This window comes from Bacillus sp. L381, assembly GCF_030284525.1.
Classification (GTDB): domain Bacteria; phylum Bacillota; class Bacilli; order Bacillales; family Bacillaceae; genus Bacillus; species Bacillus amyloliquefaciens.
This window is the reverse complement of record NZ_CP127224.1, coordinates 3,153,550-3,178,206: the sequence shown is the minus strand read 5'-3', so window position 1 is coordinate 3,178,206 and position 24,657 is coordinate 3,153,550. Positions and strand designations below refer to the sequence as shown.

The 24,657-nt window shown below is 47.7% G+C and carries 26 protein-coding genes and 1 other RNA gene; 22 read left to right on the top strand and 5 right to left on the bottom strand.

Going from position 1 to position 24,657, the window contains the following annotated elements; translation table 11 throughout:
- Window positions 1–45: 45 nt before the first annotated feature.
- Entirely contained in the window at window positions 46–477 is a 432-nt protein-coding gene (locus QRX25_RS16350) for a helix-turn-helix domain-containing protein (RefSeq protein WP_013353629.1), read from the bottom strand.
- Window positions 478–501: 24 nt separating this feature from the next.
- Window positions 502–912 carry a transcriptional repressor RghR gene (rghR, locus tag QRX25_RS16345; RefSeq protein ID WP_013353628.1) on the bottom strand — a complete coding sequence of 137 codons (411 nt, stop codon included), beginning with the start codon at window positions 910–912 and terminating at the stop codon, window positions 502–504.
- A gap of 196 nt (window positions 913–1,108) precedes the next feature.
- On the opposite strand from rghR, the gene QRX25_RS16340 reads away from it, so the two are divergent.
- The 6 genes from QRX25_RS16340 (at window position 1,109) to ssrA (ending at window position 5,997) form a co-directional block, all read left to right on the top strand.
- Complete coding sequence (locus QRX25_RS16340) at window positions 1,109–1,294, top strand: helix-turn-helix domain-containing protein (protein ID WP_087920807.1); 186 nt, start codon at window positions 1,109–1,111, stop codon at window positions 1,292–1,294.
- A 123-nt stretch (window positions 1,295–1,417) separates the two neighbouring features.
- Window positions 1,418–1,648 carry a preprotein translocase subunit SecG gene (secG, locus tag QRX25_RS16335; RefSeq protein WP_013353627.1) on the top strand — a complete coding sequence of 77 codons (231 nt, stop codon included), beginning with the start codon at window positions 1,418–1,420 and terminating at the stop codon, window positions 1,646–1,648.
- Window positions 1,649–1,765: 117 nt separating this feature from the next.
- A complete protein-coding gene (locus QRX25_RS16330; RefSeq protein WP_013353626.1) occupies window positions 1,766–2,506 on the top strand; it encodes an alpha/beta hydrolase in 741 nt (246 codons plus the stop codon).
- A gap of 18 nt (window positions 2,507–2,524) precedes the next feature.
- On the top strand, window positions 2,525–4,858 hold the full coding sequence (rnr, locus tag QRX25_RS16325; protein ID WP_065982340.1) for a ribonuclease R: 2,334 nt from the start codon (window positions 2,525–2,527) through the stop codon (window positions 4,856–4,858).
- A gap of 138 nt (window positions 4,859–4,996) precedes the next feature.
- A complete protein-coding gene (gene smpB / locus QRX25_RS16320; protein WP_003151688.1) occupies window positions 4,997–5,467 on the top strand; it encodes an SsrA-binding protein in 471 nt (156 codons plus the stop codon).
- Between the two features lie 167 nt (window positions 5,468–5,634).
- Window positions 5,635–5,997, top strand: a transfer-messenger RNA (tmRNA) gene (gene ssrA / locus QRX25_RS16315).
- Between the two features lie 976 nt (window positions 5,998–6,973).
- Here the strand turns inward: ssrA and QRX25_RS16310 are convergent.
- The gene (locus QRX25_RS16310) at window positions 6,974–7,627 is read right to left on the bottom strand and encodes a hypothetical protein (protein WP_212099333.1); all 654 of its coding nucleotides are present in this window, start codon (window positions 7,625–7,627) and stop codon (window positions 6,974–6,976) included.
- Window positions 7,628–7,809: 182 nt separating this feature from the next.
- Between QRX25_RS16310 and QRX25_RS16305 the strand changes: the two genes are divergently transcribed.
- Both QRX25_RS16305 and QRX25_RS16300 read left to right on the top strand, forming a co-directional pair.
- On the top strand, window positions 7,810–8,115 hold the full coding sequence (locus QRX25_RS16305) for a barstar family protein (protein WP_212099331.1): 306 nt from the start codon (window positions 7,810–7,812) through the stop codon (window positions 8,113–8,115).
- Between the two features lie 114 nt (window positions 8,116–8,229).
- A complete protein-coding gene (locus tag QRX25_RS16300) occupies window positions 8,230–9,024 on the top strand; it encodes an SDR family NAD(P)-dependent oxidoreductase (RefSeq protein WP_065982338.1) in 795 nt (264 codons plus the stop codon).
- A gap of 42 nt (window positions 9,025–9,066) precedes the next feature.
- Here QRX25_RS16300 and QRX25_RS16295 read toward each other — a convergent pair whose 3' ends face one another.
- Complete coding sequence (locus tag QRX25_RS16295) at window positions 9,067–9,960, bottom strand: LysR family transcriptional regulator (protein WP_014471031.1); 894 nt, start codon at window positions 9,958–9,960, stop codon at window positions 9,067–9,069.
- 150 nt (window positions 9,961–10,110) lie between these two features.
- Here QRX25_RS16295 and QRX25_RS16290 point away from each other — a divergent pair, with 150 nt between their 5' ends.
- From QRX25_RS16290 to QRX25_RS16245, 10 genes are all read left to right on the top strand, one after another.
- Window positions 10,111–10,653 carry a GNAT family N-acetyltransferase gene (locus QRX25_RS16290; RefSeq protein ID WP_212099329.1) on the top strand — a complete coding sequence of 181 codons (543 nt, stop codon included), beginning with the start codon at window positions 10,111–10,113 and terminating at the stop codon, window positions 10,651–10,653.
- Window positions 10,650–11,459 carry an amino acid ABC transporter substrate-binding protein gene (locus QRX25_RS16285; protein ID WP_212099327.1) on the top strand — a complete coding sequence of 270 codons (810 nt, stop codon included), beginning with the start codon at window positions 10,650–10,652 and terminating at the stop codon, window positions 11,457–11,459. The genes QRX25_RS16290 and QRX25_RS16285 overlap by 4 nt, the downstream gene beginning before the upstream one ends.
- A gap of 25 nt (window positions 11,460–11,484) precedes the next feature.
- The gene (locus tag QRX25_RS16280) at window positions 11,485–12,297 is read left to right on the top strand and encodes an amino acid ABC transporter substrate-binding protein (RefSeq protein WP_212099325.1); all 813 of its coding nucleotides are present in this window, start codon (window positions 11,485–11,487) and stop codon (window positions 12,295–12,297) included.
- Between the two features lie 22 nt (window positions 12,298–12,319).
- Window positions 12,320–13,042, top strand: coding sequence for an amino acid ABC transporter permease (locus tag QRX25_RS16275; protein ID WP_212099323.1), 723 nt, complete (start codon window positions 12,320–12,322; stop codon window positions 13,040–13,042).
- A gap of 15 nt (window positions 13,043–13,057) precedes the next feature.
- Entirely contained in the window at window positions 13,058–13,765 is a 708-nt protein-coding gene (locus QRX25_RS16270; RefSeq protein WP_212099321.1) for an amino acid ABC transporter permease, read from the top strand.
- On the top strand, window positions 13,762–14,541 hold the full coding sequence (locus QRX25_RS16265; RefSeq protein ID WP_212099318.1) for an amino acid ABC transporter ATP-binding protein: 780 nt from the start codon (window positions 13,762–13,764) through the stop codon (window positions 14,539–14,541). The genes QRX25_RS16270 and QRX25_RS16265 overlap by 4 nt, the downstream gene beginning before the upstream one ends.
- Entirely contained in the window at window positions 14,538–15,545 is a 1,008-nt protein-coding gene (locus QRX25_RS16260) for an LLM class flavin-dependent oxidoreductase (protein ID WP_212099316.1), read from the top strand. Before QRX25_RS16265 ends, QRX25_RS16260 begins: the two co-directional genes overlap by 4 nt.
- A 12-nt stretch (window positions 15,546–15,557) precedes the next feature.
- Window positions 15,558–15,845 (top strand): glutaredoxin family protein, encoded by a 288-nt coding sequence (locus QRX25_RS16255; RefSeq protein WP_212099314.1) that lies wholly within the window; start codon window positions 15,558–15,560, stop codon window positions 15,843–15,845.
- On the top strand, window positions 15,842–17,170 hold the full coding sequence (locus QRX25_RS16250) for an LLM class flavin-dependent oxidoreductase (protein WP_212099312.1): 1,329 nt from the start codon (window positions 15,842–15,844) through the stop codon (window positions 17,168–17,170). Before QRX25_RS16255 ends, QRX25_RS16250 begins: the two co-directional genes overlap by 4 nt.
- Window positions 17,171–17,362: 192 nt before the next feature.
- Window positions 17,363–17,998: an FMN-dependent NADH-azoreductase gene (locus QRX25_RS16245; RefSeq protein WP_065982328.1), complete on the top strand. Its 636-nt coding sequence runs from the start codon at window positions 17,363–17,365 to the stop codon at window positions 17,996–17,998.
- A gap of 44 nt (window positions 17,999–18,042) precedes the next feature.
- Here QRX25_RS16245 and iolW read toward each other — a convergent pair whose 3' ends face one another.
- Complete coding sequence (gene iolW, locus QRX25_RS16240; protein ID WP_212099310.1) at window positions 18,043–19,083, bottom strand: scyllo-inositol 2-dehydrogenase; 1,041 nt, start codon at window positions 19,081–19,083, stop codon at window positions 18,043–18,045.
- A 137-nt stretch (window positions 19,084–19,220) separates the two neighbouring features.
- Between iolW and csoR the strand changes: the two genes are divergently transcribed.
- The 4 genes from csoR (at window position 19,221) to QRX25_RS16220 (ending at window position 24,567) form a co-directional block, all read left to right on the top strand.
- Entirely contained in the window at window positions 19,221–19,520 is a 300-nt protein-coding gene (csoR, locus tag QRX25_RS16235) for a copper-sensing transcriptional repressor CsoR (RefSeq protein WP_014471020.1), read from the top strand.
- A gap of 69 nt (window positions 19,521–19,589) precedes the next feature.
- Complete coding sequence (gene copZ, locus QRX25_RS16230) at window positions 19,590–19,796, top strand: copper chaperone CopZ (RefSeq protein ID WP_088613456.1); 207 nt, start codon at window positions 19,590–19,592, stop codon at window positions 19,794–19,796.
- A gap of 83 nt (window positions 19,797–19,879) precedes the next feature.
- Window positions 19,880–22,309 (top strand): heavy metal translocating P-type ATPase, encoded by a 2,430-nt coding sequence (locus tag QRX25_RS16225; protein WP_212099308.1) that lies wholly within the window; start codon window positions 19,880–19,882, stop codon window positions 22,307–22,309.
- 146 nt (window positions 22,310–22,455) lie between these two features.
- Window positions 22,456–24,567 carry a heavy metal translocating P-type ATPase gene (locus QRX25_RS16220; RefSeq protein WP_212099306.1) on the top strand — a complete coding sequence of 704 codons (2,112 nt, stop codon included), beginning with the start codon at window positions 22,456–22,458 and terminating at the stop codon, window positions 24,565–24,567.
- The last annotated feature ends 90 nt before the right edge of the window (window positions 24,568–24,657 follow it).

The window sequence follows — 24,657 nt, the reverse complement described above, 5'->3', positions numbered from 1 at the left end:
ATCCGAGGGAACGTATGTCTGGCGTTTGTTAAGTTGGGGAGGGTTTCAAAAAGAGGATGAGGAATCCGGGGAGCGCTTTTTCGCTTCAGCCGCGATAAAATCAAAGTATTTGCTGACGCTTTCAATATCTTCTTTTGTGAAGTGCTGCCATTTTTTGCTGTCAAACAGCGGCAGATGCTCCGCGCCTCTGGCAACGGCTGTCTGATAGATAGCGTATATGGATTGATAGCTCTCAGGGGCCTCGCGGATTTCCTCCTGAAATGACTTGATGTGTCCGGCCCGCGCCATTAACTCCTCGTACGGAATTTTTAATGTGTCCGCCAATTTTTTAATGGTCGCGGGTTTAGGAATGCCGCGGTGCCCGTTTTCAATTCTGGAAATGGTCGCCGAGCTGACGCCGGAATAGACGGCAAGCTGATTAACGGTAAGCTTCCGGGCGCGGCGCAGCTCTCTTAATTGCTTTCCGAATGTGTTCATTAGGATCGCCTCACATGTGCAAAGTCATGAGTCTTCATTTGTTCTTTTTTTGGCTTCCGCGGATAAGAACGCAAAGTATTTATCAAGCAGAACCAAGTCTTCTTTCGACAGGTGCCGCCAGTTCTCCCGCTCCAAAAGGGATAAATCATGCAGCTCATACGTTTCGGCTTTTTCCAGCAAGGTGCAGCCCGTGTCGTACGAGACTCCCGTTTCCTGAACGGTCTCTATGTATCCCGCCGTCTGCATCAGTTCCTCGTACGGGATTTTTAACGCATCTGCGAGCTTTTTAATGGTTGCAGGTTTCGGCACCCCGCGTTTGCCGTTTTCAATCCGCGAGATTCCCGCGGCACTGACGCCTGAATACGTTGCCAGCTGGTTCACTGTCAGATGCCGTTTCTCCCGCAATGTCCGTAATTGTTTCCCGAAGCTTTCCACAGTTCTTCCCCCTCCCGCGGTCTATTTATATTCTAGTATGTTTATTGACTAAAGGGAATAGGCAGGCTGGAAAAGTATTGACAAAAGTTAACAAAAGCCGTATGGTTATGTATAAGAAAGAAAGTATTTGACAGAACGGAAGGTGAAGAAAGTGGTCGAAAAGATACAGATCAGAAGAGATTATGTGCTGCAATATATGGTCAATAATGACTACTCGTTAAACCAGCTCGCCCTGGAGATCGGAATATCTCCCGCCACACTGAGCCGTGTACTGAATGGAGAGCGGAGGCCGGGCCAGCTGGTCATCGGAAAAATGCTCTATTACTTTGACATGAAATTTGAAGATCTTTTTTACTACGACTTTGTTGACAAAAGTCAATAACAATTGAAAGACAAACACATTTCCGTTTTTTCTGACATGATGTGTACCGATACGGCGTGACATGCCCTTGCTTTTCATGTAAAATAGAAGCAATGTAGGCCAGTCAGTCTGGAGGTGTATGGGATGCACACATTATTGATTACTTTATTGGTTATCGTCAGTATTGCACTTATTATTGTCGTATTGCTTCAATCCAGCAAAAGCGCCGGTTTATCGGGTGCGATTTCAGGCGGGGCGGAGCAGCTTTTCGGAAAACAGAAAGCAAGGGGCCTTGATCTGATTCTTCACCGCACAACCGTTGTGCTGGCAGTCTTGTTTTTCGTGTTAACGATTTCGCTTGCGTATATCGTATAAGGCAATGTTTGTATAAGGTCTGATTAATATCAGGCCTTTTTCTTGTTGAGAGACCGCGTTTGTTTCTCGCAAAACTGTGGAAAACTAAATTGAATGTGCAAAAAAGGGGTTATGAGCATGAAAATTGTGACACCAAAACCATTTACATTTAAAGGCGGAGACAAAGCGGTGCTTCTGCTGCACGGATTTACGGGAAATACGGCAGATGTCAGAATGCTTGGCCGCTACTTGAATGAGCGCGGCTACACTTGCCACGCGCCTCAATATAAAGGGCACGGCGTTCCGCCGGAAGAGCTGGTACATACGGGACCAAAAGATTGGTGGAAAGACGTCATGGACGGTTATGAGTATTTACGGTCTGAAGGCTATGAAAACATTGCTGCCTGCGGACTGTCGCTTGGCGGGGTTTTTTCATTGAAATTGGGTTACACTGTACCCATAAAGGGAATTGTACCTATGTGTGCGCCGATGCACATTAAAAGTGAAGAGGTTATGTACGAAGGGGTTCTCTCCTACGCGCGCAATTATAAGAAATTCGAAGGAAAACAGCCGGAGCAGATTGAAAAAGAAATGAAGGAGTTTGAAAAAACGCCGATGAATACGCTCAAATCGCTTCAGGAGCTGATTGCCGATGTGCGCAAAAACGTCGACATGATCTATTCCCCGACATTTGTGGTTCAGGCACGGCATGACCATATGATTAATACAGAAAGTGCAAACATCATTTACAACGAGGTGGAAACGGACGACAAACAGCTGAAATGGTATGAAGAATCTGGACATGTCATTACGCTGGATAAAGAACGGGACCTCGTTCATCAGGATGTGTACGAATTTTTAGAGAAACTCGATTGGTAACAAACAGGAGGTCGGATAATGGAAAAAGAAGCGTTTATGGATCGCCTTCTCTCGTTCATGAAGGAAGAGGCGTACAAGCCCCTTACCGTTCAGGAACTCGAGGAGATGCTGAACATCACGGAAGCCGAAGAATTTAAAGAGCTGGTAAAAGCGCTGGTGGCGCTCGAGGAGACGGGACAGATCGTCCGCACCAGAAGCAACCGCTACGGGCTTCCGGAAAAAATGAATTTAGTAAAAGGAAAAATTTCCGCGCATGCGAAGGGCTTCGCGTTTCTGCTGCCGGAAGATACCTCATTAAGCGACGTGTTTATTCCGCCGAATGAGCTGAATACGGCTATGAACGGCGATATCGTCATGGTGCGGCTCAACTCCCAGTCAAGCGGATCGAGACAGGAAGGCACGGTCATCCGAATTCTGGAAAGAAGCATAGACCGCGTCGTGGGCACATACACAGAAACGAAAAGCTTCGGCTTTGTCATTCCGGATGATAAAAAAATCACGAGCGATATTTTTATTCCGAAACACGCCAAAAACGGCGCTGCGGAAGGCCATAAAGTCGTTGTGAAACTGACAAGCTACCCTGAAGGCAGAATGAACGCCGAAGGAGAAATCGTTGAAATACTCGGCCATAAAAATGATCCGGGCATTGATATTTTATCAATCATCCATAAGCACGGCCTGCCGGGAGACTTTCCGGCCGAAGCGATGGAACAGGCAACAAGTACGCCCGACACCATCGATGAAAAAGACATAAAAGACCGCCGTGATCTCCGTGATCAGGTCATTGTCACCATTGACGGCGCGGATGCGAAGGACCTCGATGACGCCGTCACCGTGACAAAGCTTGATAACGGCAGCTACAAGCTCGGCGTCCATATTGCCGACGTCAGCCATTACGTCACGGAGAATTCCCCGATTGATAAAGAAGCGCTGGAAAGAGGGACAAGCGTGTACTTGGTAGACCGGGTCATTCCGATGATCCCGCACAGGCTGTCTAACGGAATCTGTTCTTTAAATCCGAAGGTCGACCGCCTGACGCTTTCCTGCGAAATGACAATCAACCAGCAGGGACAGGTGACGGAGCACGAGATTTTCCAAAGCGTCATCAAAACGACGGAAAGAATGACCTATTCAGATGTCAACCGAATCCTCACAGAAGACGACGCTGAGCTGAAAGAAAGATATGAGCCGCTCGTCCCGATGTTTAAAGACATGGAACGCCTGGCGGAAATTCTCCGGGCGAAACGGATGAACCGCGGAGCCGTGGATTTTGATTTTAAAGAAGCGAAGGTGCTCGTCGATGAGGAAGGCGCCGTAAAAGACGTCGTCATCAGAGAGCGCTCAGTAGCGGAAAAGCTGATTGAGGAATTCATGCTTGTCGCAAACGAAACGGTGGCCGAACACTTCCATTGGATGAACGTGCCGTTTATTTACCGGATTCACGAAGAGCCGAACGCTGAAAAACTGCAAAAGTTTCTGGAGTTCGTCACGACATTCGGTTATATCGTCAAAGGGACAGCCGGAGACATTCATCCGCGCGCATTGCAAAGCATTCTTGACGAAGTGCGGGACCGTCCGGAAGAAACAGTGATCTCAACAGTCATGCTCCGTTCCATGAAGCAGGCGAAATACGACCCGCAAAGCTTGGGCCATTTCGGGCTGGCGACTGAATTTTATACACACTTCACATCGCCGATCCGCCGTTATCCTGACTTAATCGTTCACAGACTGATCAGAACGTATTTGATCAACGGACAATCGGACGAAGCAACTCAAGAAAAATGGGCCGAACGCCTTCCGGAAATCGCTGACCATACGTCAACGATGGAACGTCGCGCCGTTGATGCAGAGCGGGAAACGGACGATCTGAAAAAAGCGGAATATATGCTTGATAAAATCGGCGAGGAGTTTGACGGCATGATCAGTTCCGTCACGAATTTCGGAATGTTCGTCGAGCTGCCGAATACGATTGAAGGGCTTGTGCACGTCAGCTTTATGACGGATGATTATTACCGTTTTGACGAGCAGCATTTCGCCATGATCGGCGAACGCACGGGCAACGTTTACCGGATCGGGGATGAAATCACGGTCAAGGTCGTGGACGTCAATAAAGATGAGAGAAACATCGACTTTGAAATTGTCGGCATGAAAGGCACCCGCCGTCCGAGAGAAACAACAGGCGACCGCAGAAAACGCGGCAGACCGGCGCGGAAACGTGTATTAAACAGCAATACCCCGGCTTCACCGCCAAAATCGGAGGAAAAAGGGGAATGGTTTACAAAACCGAAGAAGAAAAAGAAAAAACGCGGTTTCCAAAACGCGCCGAAACAAAAACGCAAAAAGAAGAAGTAAATGCGAAAAGCAAATGGGGCAAAATGCTCTGTTTGCTTTCTTTCGCAAGCCGCATTTTCATTGTCGCGGAACGCTCCATTTGCTAAAATAAAGCGTATCGCACACAGAACGGTTTTTGCGGAGAGAGGAGGATAAGGCATGCCAAAAGGATCAGGCAAAGTATTATCACAAAACAAAAAAGCAAATCATGATTACTTTATAGAAGAAACCTATGAAACAGGCATCGTGCTGCAGGGAACGGAGATTAAGTCCATCCGCGCCGGCCGCGTAAACATGAAGGATTCCTTTGCGAAAATCGAGCGCGGCGAAGTGTTCCTCCACAACATGCACATCAGCCCGTACGAGCAGGGAAACCGCTATAACCACGACCCGCTCCGGACGAGAAAGCTTTTGATGCACCGGAAAGAAATCAATAAGCTGATCGGCCTGACAAAAGAGAAGGGCTATTCCCTCGTGCCGCTGAAGCTGTACTTGAAAAACGGCTTTGCCAAAGTATTAATCGGCCTCGGTAAAGGGAAGAAAACATATGATAAACGCGAAGATTTAAAACGAAAAGACGCTAAAAGAGAAATCGAAAGAGCGTTCAGAGACAGACAAAAAGGCTTCTGATGCGTGAGCCTTGATGTGATGACTGCCCTATGCTATACTGTTCACACATCAGATTCACAGGCTGTTTATTGAAGTAATTCCCAATTGAATTTGTCTGTGGTCATGATATAATAACAGTACAGCCAGTTGCGCAAGAGCTTGATAGATCTCCCGTATACCCTTAACAAGGGGACGTTACGGATTCGACAGGGATGGATCGAGCTTGAGCTGCGAGCCGAGAGGCGATCTCGTTAACACGCACCTAAATATAACTGGCAAAACTAAAAGTTTTAACCAAAACTTAGCACTAGCTGCCTAATAAACGCAGCGAGCTCTTCCTGACATTGCCTATGTGTCCGTGAAGAGCACATCTAAGTAGGCTACGCTTACGTTCCCGTCTGAGAACGTAAGAAGAGACTGACAGACTAGCTCTCGGAAGGCCCGCCCGCAGGCACGAAGACGAGTGAAACACGAAATATGCAGGCTACGCTCGTAGACGCTTAAGTAATCGATGTTTCTGGACGTGGGTTCGACTCCCACCGTCTCCATACATAACGCCAAAACCACGCTGTTATCAAGGGTTTCAACGCCCTCGGTAACAGCGTGGCAACATTTTGGCAACATTTTTTAAAATTCTTCGTTTTCTCCCTTTGTGCTGAAGGGAAGATGGCTTCGTGTTAATGCCATACCTCCATATCTAAATTCCTGTCGGTATATTTTATTTCCCTTACTACTCATTCAATAATAATTAAAAGGATAATCTAAAAGGTGATTTTCTTATCATTTTGTATTATCCATTCTGTATTTATCAATCTTCAATTTCTTATATTTTGACAAATATTGAGTTGTCCATGAAATAAAGTAAAGAGTAGAGATAGAGCCAACAGAATTACTATGCTCTGGGTCTATCTGTTTTCAGAATGAAATGAAAGATAGGGATTGAATTCGGAGTAGTTTCTTCAGTCTCATACATGGTTCTTCTGTTTAGATTTTAAATGAAATTGTTTTCTGCATAGAAAAATTTTCGGTTTATACTCGAAGTTAGTGAAGAGTATTAGCTATTTCGGGAATTACATACAATATAAACTAGGATTAATTCATGTTATCATTGTTTTATGGGAGGTGACGACATGAGTAAGATGAAGAAGACTCAATGTACCAACCTAAACGAAAGATTAAGCACTTAACCACTAATAAGCATTTTTGATGAGCGAGGAAAAAATTTATAGTAAGGATTGAAAAGAGTAATTATTTTACTTCAAGAATAGGGAGGGCAGATAATTGTTTTTTAAGACTAGTAGAAATACAGATGAAAAGAGCACTAATATAGCTTTCTATTCTTCATTCATCTATTGGGCAGGTTTTTTATTGATAAATAGTATCCTTGATTTTTTTAACAAGGGCTTAAAGATAAATTCACTTTTGTTATTAATAACAGGCTTAATAGTTTTTTTTGTTAGTGAATTTATATCAAAATGTATCAGAAAAATGAAAAATAAAAAAGTGTGAGCTTTCGCTCACACTTTTTTATTGAGATCTACAACTATATGTATTAGTTGCTCCTGAACCCATTTTTGTAATAATAATGCCTTTTCCTTTAGAATTACAGGCATTTATAGTACCCATACCTAAAAGCGGTACCGCACCTAACATTAATGTAAGTGCAGTTGGGCTTTTAGCAAAAATTTTAGCTATAGCTGTAGCTGTACCCCAAAATCCACTATTAATTCCAATAGCAGCACTCAATTGTCTTATTTGTGAGTTGCTAATTTTATATTCTTTATAGTTTATAACTCCCATTGTTGTTACCATGTGTTCGACAGGTTTAATAACTTCACTTCTATTTAATTCGTCAACATACTCTTTAAATATAACCAAAGCGTCATTGCCTGTCAAAGAAGCAGATGTTTGATTTTCATAATTTACAATAGTATCATACAGGGTTTTTGCTGCTAAACTTAGTTGACTAATTTCTTCTGGAGAATTAGATGATAGATTTTTCATATCCAATTTCTCATCTAATTCATTGATAGCATCAACTAATACTGCGGTGTTTTTTACATCTTTTCCTGATACAGTTATCGTGTCATTTTCTGACGTTTTTGTGATGGCTAAAGTGCTGATAGGAAAAATGCTAAATAAAAGCACTAGCGATAATAGAAAAACAAAAGATTTTTTCATCTATCTATAACCCTCCTTATAAGATTTAATTAAATTCTAACAATAATACACAATACAGTAAATGACTAGAATATTAATTTCTCCTTAACAAGTGAGAGGTGAGTTATAATAACGGGTTGATGGTAACGGATGAAGGTGTATCTTGCTAAATATAATGCCGAAAAATAAAGGAGTCCATTTGAATGATAGTTGTCATCATAGACGGAAAAGATGTTACAAGCACAGAAGCTTTACACCGTATCTTAAAAGATAAATTAGATTTCCCGGACTATTATGGTGAAAATCTGAATGCCTTATGGGATTGTCTGACAGGCTGGATAGAATTTCCGCTGACTTTGGTGTGGAAGAATTTTGAGATCAGTCAGAAGGAATTGGGTTCGGATGCTGATGATGTATTAAGGATATTAAAAAAGGCTCAGGAAGAGTTAGATGGTGAATTTTTCATTCAAATTGAGCAGCCGTCAGCCGGGACAACGGACAGGCACTAAAAAGTGCGTACTTCCTCTCATCCATTTTTCTATCCGATAATAGGGACGGAAGGTTTCATGCTTTCGATTTCGTTCCATATAAAAGAAGAGACTTGTGATTGGGAGGAATGGATGATGGATTTGCAGTTGAAAGGGAAGACGGCGCTTGTGACGGGATCTACGTCAGGAATCGGAAAGGCGATTGCGGCTTCACTGATTGCGGAAGGGGCGGCGGTGATCATTAACGGCCGCCGTGAAGAAAAGGTAAACGAAACGATCCGGGAATTGGAGAAGCAGACGCCGGATGCCCGTCTCTATCCGGCTGCCTTCGATTTAGGCACGGCGGAAGGATGCGGCGCGATTTTTCAGCAGTACCCGGATGTGGATATTCTCATCAACAATTTAGGAATCTTTGAACCTGCGGAATACTTTGATATTCCAGATGAAGAATGGCTCCGGTTTTTCGAGGTGAATATCATGAGCGGCGTACGTCTGACACGCCGGTATGCCAAGCGGATGATTGAACGGAAGGAAGGGCGGGTGATTTTTATCGCAAGTGAAGCGGCTGTCATGCCTTCTCAGGAAATGGCCCATTACAGCGCCACGAAAACGACGCAGCTGTCGCTGTCACGCAGTCTGGCCGAACTCACGGAAGGGACGAATGTGACGGTGAATACGGTTATGCCCGGCTCCACGAAAACAGAGGGCGTCGAAACGATGCTGGAGTCGCTTTATCCAGGTGAAAATCTGACCGCGGAGGAGGCGGAAAAACGATTTATGAAGGAAAATCGTCCGACGTCCATCATTCAGCGATTGATCCGCCCGGAAGAGATCGCCCACTTTGTCGCCTTTTTAAGCAGCCCGCTGTCGTCAGCCATTAACGGATCTGCATTGCGGATCGACGGCGGATTGGTGCGGAGCATTATATAAGATGAACATAAAAAAACCCCCGCAAAGTGAAGCGGGGTTTTTTTAATGCGGATCACACTGGTGAAACCGGCTGATCACTCTGCTGATTAAATCTTTTGTGGCGCAGTCAAAATGCTCTTCTTTTTGGTTTGTCAAAAGCCCGACCGGCGGTGAAATCGTTAAGTTATCGATTGGAATGACCTTCGTGCCCCTGATCGGCTCCGAGTGCGCCGTCGCCGTAAAGATCGAGACTCCGATATTTTCCCTGACATAGTATTGATGAGCCATGCTGCTGGTCAGCTCCATTTTTCGGTAGCGGCTGCCGATGGCCCGCTGCAGGTGCTGTTCAATTTGAATCCGAATCGGGCAGTTAGCAGGCGTGAAGATCAGACATTCATTTTCTAAATCTTCAAGATTGACGCTTGTTTTGGCGGCAAGAGGATGTCTGTCGGACACGATGACATTGAGCGAGTCATGGAAAAACGGATCGAAATAATTTTCCAGAATCAGCTCGGGCTCGCCGCAAACGGCAAAATCAATGGCGCCTTCCAGCAGTTTGCGGCTGCATGTATTGGCATCGTCCACACTGACATTGACCGACATGTCCGGATAATCATCTAAAAAGCCCCGCAGCACGGCAGGGAAGATCAGGCTTGCCGTCGGTTCGGATATGCCGATTTGAATAAGGCCTGCCTGCCCCTGTCTGATATCGGCCAGAGTGTGGTCAAGCACTTCGTATTGCGCGAGAAGCTGCCCGGCGCGCTCGTGAAACAGCCGCCCCGCTCTTGTCAGCTTCAGCTTCTTTCCCCGTTCAAACAGCTGCGCGCCTACATCCTGCTCCAGCTGTTTAATCCGCATTGAAATCGTCGGCTGTGAATAGTTCAGAATTTCGGCGGCTTTATAAAAGCTGCCTGACTGTACGATGGTATGAAACGTTTTAATGGTGCGTAACTCCAACGACATCCCCTCCCGGCTGTTCATTATTTTTCTTGAATCTTCACTTTACTTTTTTTGATTAGTCAAAAGAATCAGTTTGCTTTATAGTATAAACAATCAAAGCTCAGTAAACAAATTGGAATTATATATTTACGGGGGAGAGTGACCGGAATGAGTGAAGACATTTTTCGATTGGCTGAGAAAAAGGATGCGCCGGAGTTTTTAGAGCTGCTGTACAGCGCGTTTCAGCCGATCCGCAATTTGGAGATTGATTGGCCGTCAGCGCAGGCGGACATTGATATGGTAATAGAAAATATTGAAAATCATTCAGCCGTCGTGCTGGAACGGGACGGTCGGCTTCTTTCAACAATTACGATCTGTTTTCCGTGGGAAAGTGACACGCCTCCGTCAAAATATCCGTTTGTCTGGTGGTTTGCGACACTCCCTGAACTGAAAGGGCAGGGCATCGGCAGCAAACTTTTGACTTATGTGGAGGAACACGTGCTGCGGGATACGCTGAAGGCCCCGGCATTAACGCTCGGCACCTCGGCGCGCAAGCATCCCTGGCTTGTTGATATGTACAGACGGAGGGGCTATGAAGTGTATTTTGAGCAGGAGAAAGACGGAGATATCGGGGTCATGATGAGAAAGGTGCTCATACCGGAGAGGTTTGACGCCTCGCTGTTAGGCACACCGAGCTGGACGAAATCATGAAAAAACGAATCAGAGCCGGCTGTCTGCTCCTGCTGCTTAGCGCGCTGGCCGGGTGCGGACAAGGAGAAAGCACAAAAGCCGGGAGCGGCGTAAAGACCGTCGTTGTCGGCACGGGAACTGATTTCCCGAACATTGCTTTTATGAATGAAAAAGGCGAGCTGACCGGCTATGACATTGAAGTGATGAAAGCCATTGATAAACAGCTGCCGCAATACAAATTTGTCTTTAAGACGATGGATTTTTCGAATCTGCTCACAAGTCTCGGAAACCGGAAAATTGATGTGATCGCACACAATATGGCGAAAAACAAGGAACGGGAAAAACGCTTTTTATATCACAAAATCCCGTATAACTACTCGCCGATGTACATCACGGTAAAGGCGGATAATAACACGATACACACACTCCGGGATTTAAAAGGCAAAACCGTCATCGTCGGCGCGACGTCAAATGCGGCGGATTATATGACGGCATACAACAAAACCCACGGCAGTCCGATCCGTTTGAAATACGCAGGGCAGGGCAGCAATGATACAGCGAACCAAATTGAGACGGGACGCGCTGACGCCACCGTAGCCACGCCGTTTGCCGTCGATTTTCAAAATAAGACACACGCGTTCAAACAAAAGACGGTCGGTGATGTGCTGCTGGATACCGAGGTGTATTTTATGTTCAATAAAAACAGCCAAACCTTGGCGGACGACACGGACCGCGCGATTCAAAAGCTGGAGAAGGACGGCACATTGAAAAAGCTGAGCAAAAAATGGCTCGGCGCTGATTATTCAAAATCAAGTTTCACTAAATAATTGAAGCGGAAAACGGGGCGATCACATGAAAATAAGACTGGCGGTCATGTCATTAACAATTGCCGCAACGGCAGCGTTATCAGCTTGCAGCGCAGGCGGGGAAGCGGCATCAGGCAATGAGAAAAACGTGAAGAACATCACGGTCGGCACCGGCACTCAATTCCCGAATATTTGCTTTATTGATAATAAAGGCAATTTAACGGGCTATGACGTCGAGCTGGTGAAAGAGCTTGACAGGCGCCTGCCGGACCATCACTTCACCTTTAAAACGATGGATTTCTCCAACCTGCTTGTCAGCCTCGGCCAGCATAAAGTCGATATCGTGGCCCATCAAATGGAGAAAAGCGCCGAACGGGAGAAAAAATTTCTGTTCAATCAAGTCGCCTATAACAACTTCCCGCTGAAAATCACGGTGCTCCAAGATAACGGGAACATTAACGGCATTGATGACTTGAAAGGAAAGCGGGTCATTACAAGTCCGACGTCAAACGGAGCGCTTGTGCTGAAGAAATGGAATGAAAAACACGGCAGTCCGTTTGAAATCGCCTATGCGGGCCAAGGCTCCAACGACGCGGCCAATCAGCTGAAATCCGGCCGCGCCGATGCGACGATTTCTACGCCGTTTGCCGTCGATTTTCAAAACAAAACGAGCGCGGTCAAAGAAAAAACGGTCGGCGGGGTGCTGTCAAATGCCAAAGTGTTCTTCATGTTTAACAAAAATGAACAAACGCTGAGTGATGACATTGATAAAGCCCTTAAGGAAATCATTGATGACGGCACGCTCAAAAAGCTGAGTGAAAAGTGGCTCGGCGCGGATTATTCAAAGGAACAATATTAAGTAAAAAAGAGAGGGATCGGCAATGGAAAAAGCGTTTGATGTCAGTATGATCGCATCCTTTGTGCCGACATTGCTCGGGTATCTGCCCGTCACGCTGTATATATTGGCGGTGTCTTTGCTGTTCGGCTTTCTATTGGGGCTGCTTTTGGCTCTGCCCCGCATCTATCGCATTCCCGTTTTGAATCCGCTCGCAAAGCTGTATATCTCTTTTTTCAGAGGAACGCCCATTATGGTGCAGCTCTTCATTGTATTTTACGGCATTCCGGCGCTCACGGCGCTCGCCGGAATTGATACCTCCAAAATGGATCCTTTGTATGCGGCTATTGCCACGTACGCGCTGAGCAGTGCGGCAAGAGCGGCGGAAATCATCAGGGGAGGTGTGAACAGCATCGACGGCGGGCAGACGGAGGCGGCTTTAAGCATCGGGCTGAACAGGGGGCAGACATTCCGGCGCATCATTCTTCCCCAGGCGCTTTTGCAGGCCTTTCCCAACATCGGGAATATGGTGATCGGTTTCTTAAAAGATACGTCACTCGCTTTTTCGATAGGGGTGATGGATATGTCGGGCAGAGGACAGACCTTGATTACATCGAGCAATCATTCTCTTGAAGTGTATATCTCGCTTTCTGTTCTGTATTATGCAGCCGCCCTTTTATTTGAATGTGTCTTCAGATGGGCCGAAAAACGAATCAAGAAAGATGAGACGCGGCTTGTGACGGTTTTTGACATGAGCGCGCACGGTTAGAAAGGAGGGAGAACATTGGAGCTGGACATTCCGTTTATCGGCACTGCGATAAAAGAAATGATGAAAACCGTTCCGCTTACATTGGCGATGACGGTCATTCCGATTATCGCCGGGTTCTTTATAGCTCTTGGCAATATAACGGTGCGTATGTTCCGCATCAAATGGCTGTTTGCCTGCTCAGCGTTTTACGTGTCTTTTTTCCGAAGCACCCCGGCGATTCTCCATATTATGCTGATTTATTTAGGGGTTCCGCTTATTGCCGACCACTTCAGCAGTGAGTTCCATCTCGGCTGGACGGCCAATCAGATTCCGGTCGCCGTGTTTGTCATCATGGCACTGTCATTAACGGCAGGCGCTTATATGACGGAAATTCTCAGGTCGGGGATCATGGCTGTCGATACGGGGCAGGCGGAGGCGGCCTATTCAATCGGTCTGACGCGGGGCCAGATGATCCGGCGCGTGATTCTGCCGCAGGCGTTTATGATATCACTGCCGAACTTCACCAACATAGGCATCGGTTTTTTGCATACCACTTCAATCGCGGCAATCGTTGCAGTGCCTGAAATTACTGGAACGGCGACGATTGCCGCATCCGATAACTATGCGTTTCTGGAAGCATTTATCGGGGCGGCCGTGATTTATTGGGGGTTAACGCTGATTCTCGAGGCCGTAAACAGTCTGGCGGAAAAAAGGGCAGCCAGATATCAAGGAGGCGCAGTATGATCGAAATAAGAAACATTCAGAAACATTTTGGCAATCATCATGTGTTAAAAGGGATCAATTTAAGTGTGCAAAAAGGAGAAGTCGTGACCATCATCGGCCCGAGCGGTTCCGGGAAAACCACGTTTCTGCGCTGTCTTAATTTACTTGAGAGGCCGGATGAGGGCGCCATTTCTGTACACGGCGAAGTCATTAACTGCAAAAAGCCCGCCAAAAAAGACATTCTCCGACTGAGGAAACAGACGGCGATGGTATTTCAGCAATATCATTTGTTTTCGCATAAAACGGCGATTCAAAATGTCATGGAAGGTTTGACGGTCGCAAGGAAAATGAAAAAAACAGATGCGTACGCCATTGCGGAGCGGGAACTGGCTAAGGTTGGGCTTCAGGATAAATTGCACGCCTATCCGAATCAGCTGTCAGGAGGCCAGAAGCAGCGGGTCGGAATTGCCAGGGCGCTTGCCATTCATCCTGACGTGATGCTGTTTGACGAACCGACCGCTGCCCTCGATCCGGAGCTTGTCGGCGAAGTGCTTGAGGTGATGCTTAACATTGTGCGGACCGGCGCCACCATGATCATTGTCACACATGAAATGGAATTCGCCAGAAGAGTTTCCGACCAAATTGTGTTTATGGATGAAGGGGCAATCGTGGAACAAGGAACGCCTGAGGAAGTCTTTTATAAGACGAAAAAAGAAAGAACGAAGAAATTCCTCCGCCGCGTTCTTCCCGATTACGGTTATGACATAAAAGAACACATAAAGGAGCCTGTCGTATGATTCGTTTAAGCATTTTAGACCAAAGTGTCACTGCGGAAAATCAAACCGCAGAAGAAGCCTTGCGGCAAACGGTGAAATTGGCCCAGGAGGCCGAACAATACGGGTATGACCGTTTCTGGGCGGCGGAGCATCATAACAATGAAGAGATAGCAGGCTCGGCGCCGGAAATTGTCCTGGGGTATCTTGCCGCAAGCACGAAAAAAATCCGCCTCGCGTCCGGCGGGGTGATGCTGCAGCATTACAGCCCTTATAAAGTGGCGGAGCAGTTTCGGGTTTTGTCCGCCCTTGCCCCCGGCCGTGTGGCGCTCGGTGTCGGCAAAGCGCCCGGCGGATTTCAGCTGTCAACCGATGCGTTGCAGCGGGAGCTTGCGCAGCCTGCCCGTTTATTTGAAGAAAAGCTTGAAGAGCTGACTCATTTCATCCATAATGATTTTCCAGCCACGCATCGATACGCGTCATTGCGGCCGACTCCGCATACCGAGTATGCGCCGGACATCTTTTTGCTCGGCGGCAGCACAGAAAGCGCGGTTTCAGCGGCCAAACTCGGCATTTCCTTCGTTTTCGCCTATTTCATAAATGGTGAAGAGACCGCCTTAGAAAAAGCGCGCCAAGCCTTTGACGAGCATCTGCCGAAAGGGGCGAAAGCGGAATTCCATCTCGCGCCGATGGTATTTACCGCACATACGAAAGCAGAAGCGGAAAAACACGTGGTATCGCGTGAATCGGTCAAAATCGTTCTCAAGGACGGCAAAAAGGTGAATGTGAGTTCCAGAGAACAAGCGGATGCGTTTCTTGAAAAAGTCACACAGCCTTATAAGCTGATCACACAAAAAACCGGTGTCTTCGCAGGAACAAAAGAAGAAAACGCCGCCGCGCTGAGACGATTATCGGTTCAATACAGCATTACCGATTTTGTGATTTTGTCGCCTATCAAAAACGCCGAAGAAAAACGATTGTCTTACCGGCTGTTAAGCGAAGCGGTCCAGCCGGCCGCACAATTATAGGAGGTATGGAGCATGAGTCATGAAGTAAACGTAGTGGTCTGGAGCAAAAAGGGCTGCACCTATTGCGATGAAGTGAAAGGATATTTTCGGGAAAAAGCCATTGCTTACGAAACAATTGATGTGACAGAGCGGGACGAATTACGTGACGTGCTTCAGACTAAGTACGGCATCCGCCACGTCCCCGTCGTTGAAATCGGCAGCGGTGACAGCCGTATGTATCAGGCCGTTACACAAGTCGGCATTGAATATGTAGAACGGGCGCTTGCCGATTATAAGGAAATAAAGGGGGAGAGAAAATGAGCCGGACGGATCTCATTCAATTCGGAGCCATGATTCATGGTGTCGGCGGCACAACGGACGGCTGGCGTCATCCCGACGCTGATCCGTCAGCAAGCACGAATGTGGCCTTTTACAAACAAAAAGCGCAGACTGCTGAAAAAGGGCTGTTCAGCTTCGCTTTTATTGCAGACGGCTTGTTCATTTCTGAAAAATCCATCCCGCATTTCTTAAATCGGTTTGAGCCGATCACTATTTTATCGGCGCTTGCCGCTTCTACAACCCATCTTGGTTTAATCGGCACTTTTTCCACATCATTCACTGAGCCGTTCACCATCGCCAGACAGCTGATGTCTCTTGACCATATCAGCGGCGGCCGGGCGGGCTGGAATCTCGTCACCTCTCCGCAGGCGGGAGCGGCGCGCAATCACAGCAAAGAAAGCCTTCCCGACCACAGCCGGCGCTACGCCATCGCCCAGGAACATGTGGATGTGGTGCGCGGTCTGTGGAATTCCTGGGAAGAAGACGCGTTTGTCCGCAACAAAGAAACCGGGCAGTTTTTTGATCCTGACAAACTGCATCGTCTGTATCACAAAGGCGAATATTTTCAAGTGGAGGGCCCGCTGAATATCGGCCGTTCTAAACAGGGGGAGCCGGTCGTTTTCCAAGCGGGATCTTCAGAAAACGGCCGGGCGTTTGCCGCTCGGAATGCCGATGCAATTTTTACACATTCCAGTTCACTTGAAGAAACGAAAGCCTTTTATGATGATGTGAAAAAGCGGGCGGCGGATTACGGCCGGGATGTTTCGAAGCTGCGGATCTTTCCGGGAATCAGTCCGATTATAGCCGGCTCACAAGAAGAAGCGGAGGCGAAATACCAGGAATTCGCCGAGCTGATCCCGATAGAGAATGCCGTTAAATATGTGGCCCGATTCTTTGACGATTATGATCTGAGCCGTTTTCCGCTGGATGAGCCGTTCCCTGATTTGGGCGACATCGGGAAAAACGCGTTTCAAAGCACGACAGACCGCATCAAAAGAGATGCGAAAGCCCGGAATCTTACACTGCGTCAAGTGGCGCGTGAAGCAGCGTTTCCGCGAACCCTCTTTATCGGCACACCGGAACGTGTGGCGTCGTTAATTGAAACATGGTTTCAGGCAGAGGCCGCGGACGGCTTTATCATTCAATCTGACATCCCGGGCACACTTGAAGCCTTTGTGGATCGTGTCATACCGATCCTTCAGGAAAAGGGGCTGTACCGTAAAAGCTATCCGGCGGATACACTGCGGGGGAATCTTGGATTGGATATTCCCGTCTGCAAACCCAATCCGATTTTGAGCAGAAGCTGAGGTTTCTGCTTTTTCTGCTGCTTGGAATCTCGTCATTAACGCCTTTCTAAAAAAATATACTGATTTCAAGATATTATTGTTGCTAAATGATTTTTTTGTAACTATAATTATTACAGAGTTGATCAGTATAAAAAAACATTCATATTTCATAATAAATATGTGTGTAATTTGAATACGAAAGGGCTGTTTACAATGGCAAAAGTACTTTATATCACTGCTCATCCCCATGATGAAAAGACATCTTACAGCATGGCGGCAGGAAAAGCATTTATTGATTCTTATAAAGAATCCAATCCGAATGATGAGGTTGTACATATCGACCTTTACAAAGAGAACATTCCTCATATCGACGCGGATGTATTCAGCGGCTGGGGGAAACTTCAATCCGGAACAGGTTTTGAAGAGCTTTCCGAAAACGAAAAAGCGAAAGTCGGCCGTCTTAACGAGTTGAGTGATCAATTCGCGGCAGCTGATAAATACGTATTTGTCACACCGCTTTGGAACTTCTCATTCCCGCCTGTCATGAAAGCGTACCTTGATTCTGTGGCTGTAGCCGGAAAATCATTCAAATATACAGAGCAAGGTCCGATCGGTCTTTTGACAGACAAAAAAGCGCTCCACATTCAGGCGCGCGGAGGCTATTACTCCGAAGGTCCGGCGGCTGACATGGAAATGGGCCACCGTTACATCGGCATCATGATGAACTTCTTCGGCGTTCCTTCTTTTGACGGCTTAATCGTTGAAGGTCATAATGCTGAACCGAATAAAGCACAGCAAATTAAAGAAGATGCGATTGCCCGCGCGAAAGAAGCCGGAAAATCATTCTGATCTTAAAAAAACCTCCCCGCTGTACGGCCGGGAGGTTTTTTATGTTAAAGTGCAATCGTTCTTTTTTGTTCGCTGCTTCTCATCGCCGCTTCAATGACGCGGATGACATCGATGCCTTCTTTTGCGGTAACGGGAAGCGGTTTTCCGTTTAAGATGCTGTCTGCCAGCAGTTTGTAGTACGTAAGGTAAGAACCGTTCTGAGAGGGGATTGTTTCTGTATGTCTTTTCTCATCCGTTGCGGTTGTCAGCTCTCCGAAGTTGTCAGGATCATCAGCGCCCCAGCTGTCGTCAACCGGCTTTTTGCCGGCTAAGAGCGCATCTTCCTGTCCGTCTATTCCGTATTTGATAAAGCTTGCATTCCGTCCGTGAATCTGATAGCGCGGACCGCTGGTCGCATTCATGGAACCGGATTGAAGAATGACCTGAAGCTTGCCGTAATGAAGCACGGCTAGAAAGCAGTCGGCGGTTTCACTGTTGTCACGTTGTTTCATCACATGTGCCGTGACGGATTCCGGCATTCCGAAAAGCAAAAGTGTCTGGTCAATGATATGTGAACCGAGATCGTAAAGCGTGCCCGTGGCGGGTCCGCTTTTTTCGCGCCATTTTTCCTGAACAACCGGGTTGTATAGGTCATAGCTGACTTGATATGTATGAATGTCTTGAAGCGCTCCGTCCTGTATCAGCTTTTGAATCGTTAAAAAGTCATTGTCCCAGCGGCGGTTGTGATACACGCTCAGTAAGACGCCCTTATCTTCAGCCGTTCTTCTCAGCTCCTCAGCTTCAGCCAAAGTCGCCGTCATCGGTTTTTCCACGACGGTGTGTTTTCCCGCAAGAAGACATTTCATCGCTGATTCATAATGCATTCCGCTCGGTGTCGTGACGATGACAAGATCAATGTCAGGATCACCGGTAATGTCTTCAATCGTGCGTACGGCTTCAGTCTCCGGCAGATCACGTTTGACCTCATCGGTTCTGGAGGTCATGACTTTTTTGATCTGATAATCATCAAGGACGTCCAAAAGCGGTGCGTGAAAGACTTTCCCTGACAAACCATATCCCAATATGCCAACCTTTATCGTTTTCAATGAATTGCCCCCTCTTGATATGTGATAACCTTATGTACCCTATATACCTACTGGTAAAACTTGTGTGTTGAAATTTTTTTACACCGGTTTTTCAAGACTGTATAATGAAGATAACAAAGAAAAAACCGAGGTGAAAAATGGACAAACATACCGAACATCAATCGTTAAATCATAAAAGTGCCAAGGAAAAAGACCAGATTCTGAACCGGCTGAAACGGATTGAAGGTCAAGTCAGGGGCATTCAGAATATGGTGGAGAATGAACGATATTGCGTGGATATTCTCGTGCAGATTTCAGCCGTACAGGCCGCCATGCAGAAGGTCGCGTTTCATCTGCTGGAAGATCACGCCCATCACTGCGTAGCCGGCGCCATCGAGAGCGGAAACGGGGAGCAGGCGATTGCCGAGCTGCTTGATGTCGTGAAAAAAATGAAATAAATGTTTTGAAATACCCTACAGGGGTATGGTAACATAAAAAAGAAAAAACAAGATATGGAGGGATTTATCATGGAACAAAAAACGCTGCAAGTGGAAGGCATGTCCTGTCAGCATTGCGTCAAAGCAGTAGAGAGCGGAGTAGGAGAACTGAACGGAGTGACGGCGGTTCAGGTGAATTTGGAAGCCGGACAGGTGGATGTGACGTTTGATGAGAAGAAAGTCTCCGTATCAGATATAAAAGACGCGATTGAAGATCAGGGTTATGACGTCGTATAGGGGTTATCGCGCTTCGGGAACGGGCGCGGTTTTCTTTTATCATATTTATACCCCCCTGGGGTTTGTGAGAAGAGGTGAGGGCATTGAGTGAACAGAAAGAGATGACCATTCAAGTGGGGGGCATGACATGCGCCGCCTGCGCTTCAAGAATTGAAAAAGGGCTGAAACGGATGGACGGCGTCAATGAAGCTTCCGTCAATCTTGCGCTTGAAACCTCAAACATTTCCTATCAGCCTGACAAAATCGAAGCAAGCGCCATAAAAGATAAAATTGAAAAACTAGGCTATCACGTCGTGACGGAAAAAGCCGATTTCCAGATTGAAGGCATGACGTGCGCCGCCTGCGCCAATCGGATTGAAAAGCGCCTGAACAAAATAGAGGGCGTTGTGAGCGCGCCGGTGAATTTCGCCCTGGAAACGGTCACCGTTGAATACAATCCGAAAGAGGTGACACCGAAAGAGCTGAAAGAGACCGTGGCAAAGCTCGGCTACCGGTTAGAAGATAAGGAAGCGGGCGGCCAAGACGGCGGATTGTCTCAAAAGGAGAAAGAACAGCGTAAACTGCTGATCAGGCTGGTGTTTTCTGCCGTGCTCTCATTTCCGCTTTTATGGTCGATGGTCAGCCATTTTTCCTTTACTTCTTTTATCTGGATGCCGGATATCCTGATGAATCCATGGCTGCAATTCGCGCTCGCCACTCCGGTGCAACTCATCATCGGCTGGCCTTTTTATACAGGGGCGTACAAGGCGCTTAGAAATAAAAGCGCCAATATGGATGTTCTCGTTGCACTCGGAACGACGGCCGCTTACGCGTACAGTCTGTATATGACGATTGCATCTCTCGGACGAAACGGCCATGTTGAGGGGCTTTATTATGAAACGAGCGCCATTTTGCTGACTTTGATTTTGCTTGGAAAGTTTTTGGAGATGAAGGCGAAAGGCCGCTCATCAGAAGCGATTAAAAAGCTAATGAAGCTTCAGGCGAAGACGGCGGCGGTTGAGCGGGACGGCAAAGTACAAGTGATTCCGATTGATGAGGTCCTGGCTGGGGACATCATATATGTGAAACCGGGAGAACGCGTCCCTGTGGACGGCGAGGTGATTGAAGGCCATTCCGCGATTGATGAATCGATGATTACGGGAGAAAGCATGCCTGTCGATAAGTCGCCGGGAAGCACCGTCACCGGGGCGACGATCAATGCAAACGGCTTTCTCAAAATCAGAGCGGTTAATGTCGGGAAGGATACCGCGCTTGCCCACATTATTAAAATCGTGGAAGTAGCCCAAGGATCAAAAGCACCCATTCAGCGGCTCGCGGATCACATTTCCGGCATTTTCGTCCCGATCGTGCTGGGGCTGGCCGTGCTGACTTTTCTCATTTGGTATGTATGGGCGGCGCCGGGCCAGTTTTCTGAAGCGATCGGCAAATTCATCGCCGTGCTTGTCATTGCCTGTCCGTGCGCCCTCGGGCTCGCCACTCCGACGAGCATTATGGCGGGGTCGGGCCGCGCCGCTGAATTCGGCATTCTCTTTAAAGGCGGAGAGCATTTAGAAAAGACACAGCGCCTGACAACAATCGTACTTGATAAAACAGGAACGGTGACAAACGGCAGACCGGTGCTGACAGACGCCGTACCGGCAGCGGGAATGAACGAAGAGGAACTCCTGCGGCTGGCGGCTGCCGCCGAAACGGGATCGGAGCACCCGCTTGGAGAAGCCATCGTTTCAGGAGCCGAAAAACGGGGGATTTCCATACCGAAAATAACCCGTTTCCAAGCCAGGGTCGGCTCGGGAATATACGCCGAGGCCGACGGCAGAACAATTCTTGCCGGATCAAGACGGCTGATGGAATCAGAACACATTGAACATGAGTCACTGCTTCCGCAAATGTCCCGATTAGAGGCGGAGGGAAAAACGGTCATGCTTATTGCAGCTGACGGCAAAGCGGCGGGGCTTATCGCAGTCGCCGATACCATTAAAGAAACATCCCGCGCCGCAGTGAAACGCCTGAAGGATATGGGTCTGGACGTCATGATGATGACCGGTGACAACCAAAAGACGGCGGAAGCCATTGCAAAAGCAGCAGGCATCAGCAGCGTGATTGCCGAAGTGCTTCCCGAACAAAAGGCAGAAGAGATTTCCCGGCTGCAAAAAGAAGGCCGGCGTGTGGCGATGGTCGGCGACGGCATCAATGATGCTCCGGCGCTGGCCACGGCCGATATAGGAATGGCCATCGGCACCGGCACCGATATCGCGATGGAAGCAGCTGATATTACGCTGATCCGCGGAGACTTGAACGGCATTGCCGACGCCATCGGCATGAGCAGGCTCACCATGAGAAACATCAAGCAGAATTTAGGCTGGGCATTGGGCTACAACAGCATCGGCATTCCGATTGCGGCATCCGGCTTTTTGGCACCGTGGGTGGCAGGCGCCGCCATGGCGTTCAGCTCGGTATCGGTCGTCCTTAATGCTTTGCGTTTACAGAAGGTAAAAAAAGACAAAATAGGCTGATGCCTGTTTTGTTTTTTTATTGACACTTTATTCAAAACCTGCATATAATATAGAAAACACTTATATGAACATATGCTCATATATATAATTTGTTTAGCTGTATTGATGTTATGGGAATCCTATTACGGAAGGTAGGGTGAGTCGAAATGAAAGCAGCCAAAGGTGAATTTGTGTTAGACGGACTTGATTGCAGCAACTGTGCAAAAAAAATAGAAAACGGCGTAAAAGCCATTGACGGCATAGACGGCTGTGCTGTCAATTTTGCGGCAAGCACCATCACGGTTTCTGCCGGGGGCAAAGACGAACAGTGGATGAAAGACGAAGTTGCGAAAAAGGTAAAGTCCATTGATCCTCATGTGAACGTCCGTTCAAAGCATGAAGATAAACCCGGCGGGGATGAATACCGCAAAAAGCTGCGGCTGATGTTAGGAAGGCTGGCGGCGGGTGCCGTTTTGGGCGTCATCGCTTATTTCGCGCACGCGGGGACCGTCCTTGAGTTTCTGCTCTTTTTTGCTTCGTATTTGATCATCGGCGGCGATATCGTAGCCAGAGCGGGAAAAAATATTGTCCGCGGACAGGTATTTGATGAGCATTTTCTCATGGCGCTTGCCACAATCGGCGCATTTATTATTCATCAGTATCCGGAAGGCGTCGCAGTCATGCTGTTCTATCAAATCGGTGAATTATTTCAGGGAGCGGCCGTCAGCCGATCCAGAAAATCGATCAGCGCGTTATTGGACATTCGTCCTGAGTACGCCAATGTAAAAACAGAAGGCGGCATGACAGCAGTTCCGCCGCAGGACGTCCAAGTCGGACAGGTCATCGTCGTTAATCCCGGAGAACGGATTCCGTTGGACGGAAAGGTGCTGAGCGGCTCATCAATGGTTGATACATCCGCTTTAACGGGTGAATCCGTGCCGAGAAAAGCGGAGCCGGGGCAAGATGTAATGGCGGGATTTATGAACCAGAACGGCGTGCTTCATATTGAAACCGCTAAAGGATATGAAGACTCGGCCGTATCAAAAATATTGGATCTCGTCGAAAATGCGGCCGGCCGTAAAGCGAAAACGGAAAATTTTATTACAAAGTTTGCTAAATATTATACGCCGGCCGTTGTGATTGTTGCGGTGCTTCTCGCCTTTTTGCCGCCGCTTCTCGTACCGTCAGCCGCGCTTTCTGACTGGGTGTACCGGGCGCTGATTTTCCTTGTGATTTCTTGTCCGTGCGCACTCGTCGTCTCCATTCCGCTTGGTTTTTTCGGCGGTATCGGTGCCGCGTCAAAAGCGGGAGTGCTCGTGAAAGGAAGCAACTATTTAGAAGCGCTTAATCATGTGGCATACGCGGTGTTTGATAAAACGGGAACCTTGACGAAAGGCAATTTCGCCGTTACTGATATCAAACCGGCGGCAGGGTTTACGAAAGACAGCCTGCTTCATGCGGCCGCGCTTGCAGAAGTCCATTCCAATCATCCGATTGCTGCATCCATCCGTGAGGCTTACAATAAACCGCTTGCGGCTCAGGAAATTGAAGAATATGAAGAAATACCCGGACACGGTATTCGGGTGAAAACCGGCGGATCAACGATTTTGGCCGGAAATCAAAAACTGATGGAAAAAGAACAAATCGCTTTCGGCACAGCTGAAAACAAGGGAACCATCGTCTATGCGGCCGTCGATCAGCAATATGCGGGGGCAATCGTGATCGCTGATGAAATCAAAGAGGACGCCAAACAGGCCATTGCCTCTTTAAAAGCGCTCGGTGTCAAACGGACAATTATGCTGACGGGTGATTCAAAGCAGACCGGTGAAGCGGTCGGCCGCGAGCTCGGTATTGATGACGTGTATACAGAGCTTTTGCCGGGTGACAAAGTAGACCGCGTTGAAGAACTCGAAGCGGCGCTTTCACCGAATGAAAAATTGATGTTTGTCGGTGACGGGATAAATGATACGCCTGTGCTTGCCAGAGCTGACATCGGAGCTGCCATGGGGGCTCTCGGCTCTGATGCCGCCGTCGAAGCGGCCGATGTCGTCCTGATGACAGACCAGCCGTCAAAAGCAGCCGAAGCCATCCGGATTGCACGCCGCACACGCCGGATCGTCTGGCAGAACATCGGTTTTGCATTAGGCGTAAAAATAATTTTTCTCCTGCTTGGCGCACTCGGATTCGCCACCATGTGGGAAGCGGTCTTCTCAGATGTCGGCGTCACGCTGATTGCCGTGGCCAACGCAATGCGTGTCATGAGGGTGAAAGCGGAATAATTGTCAAAGATAATTCGTTTTTCAGGGTTTTCTTAAAGAAGGTTGTCTTGGTAAAATAGAGAAGCGGGCCATCCGGCATTCGCTTCTTTT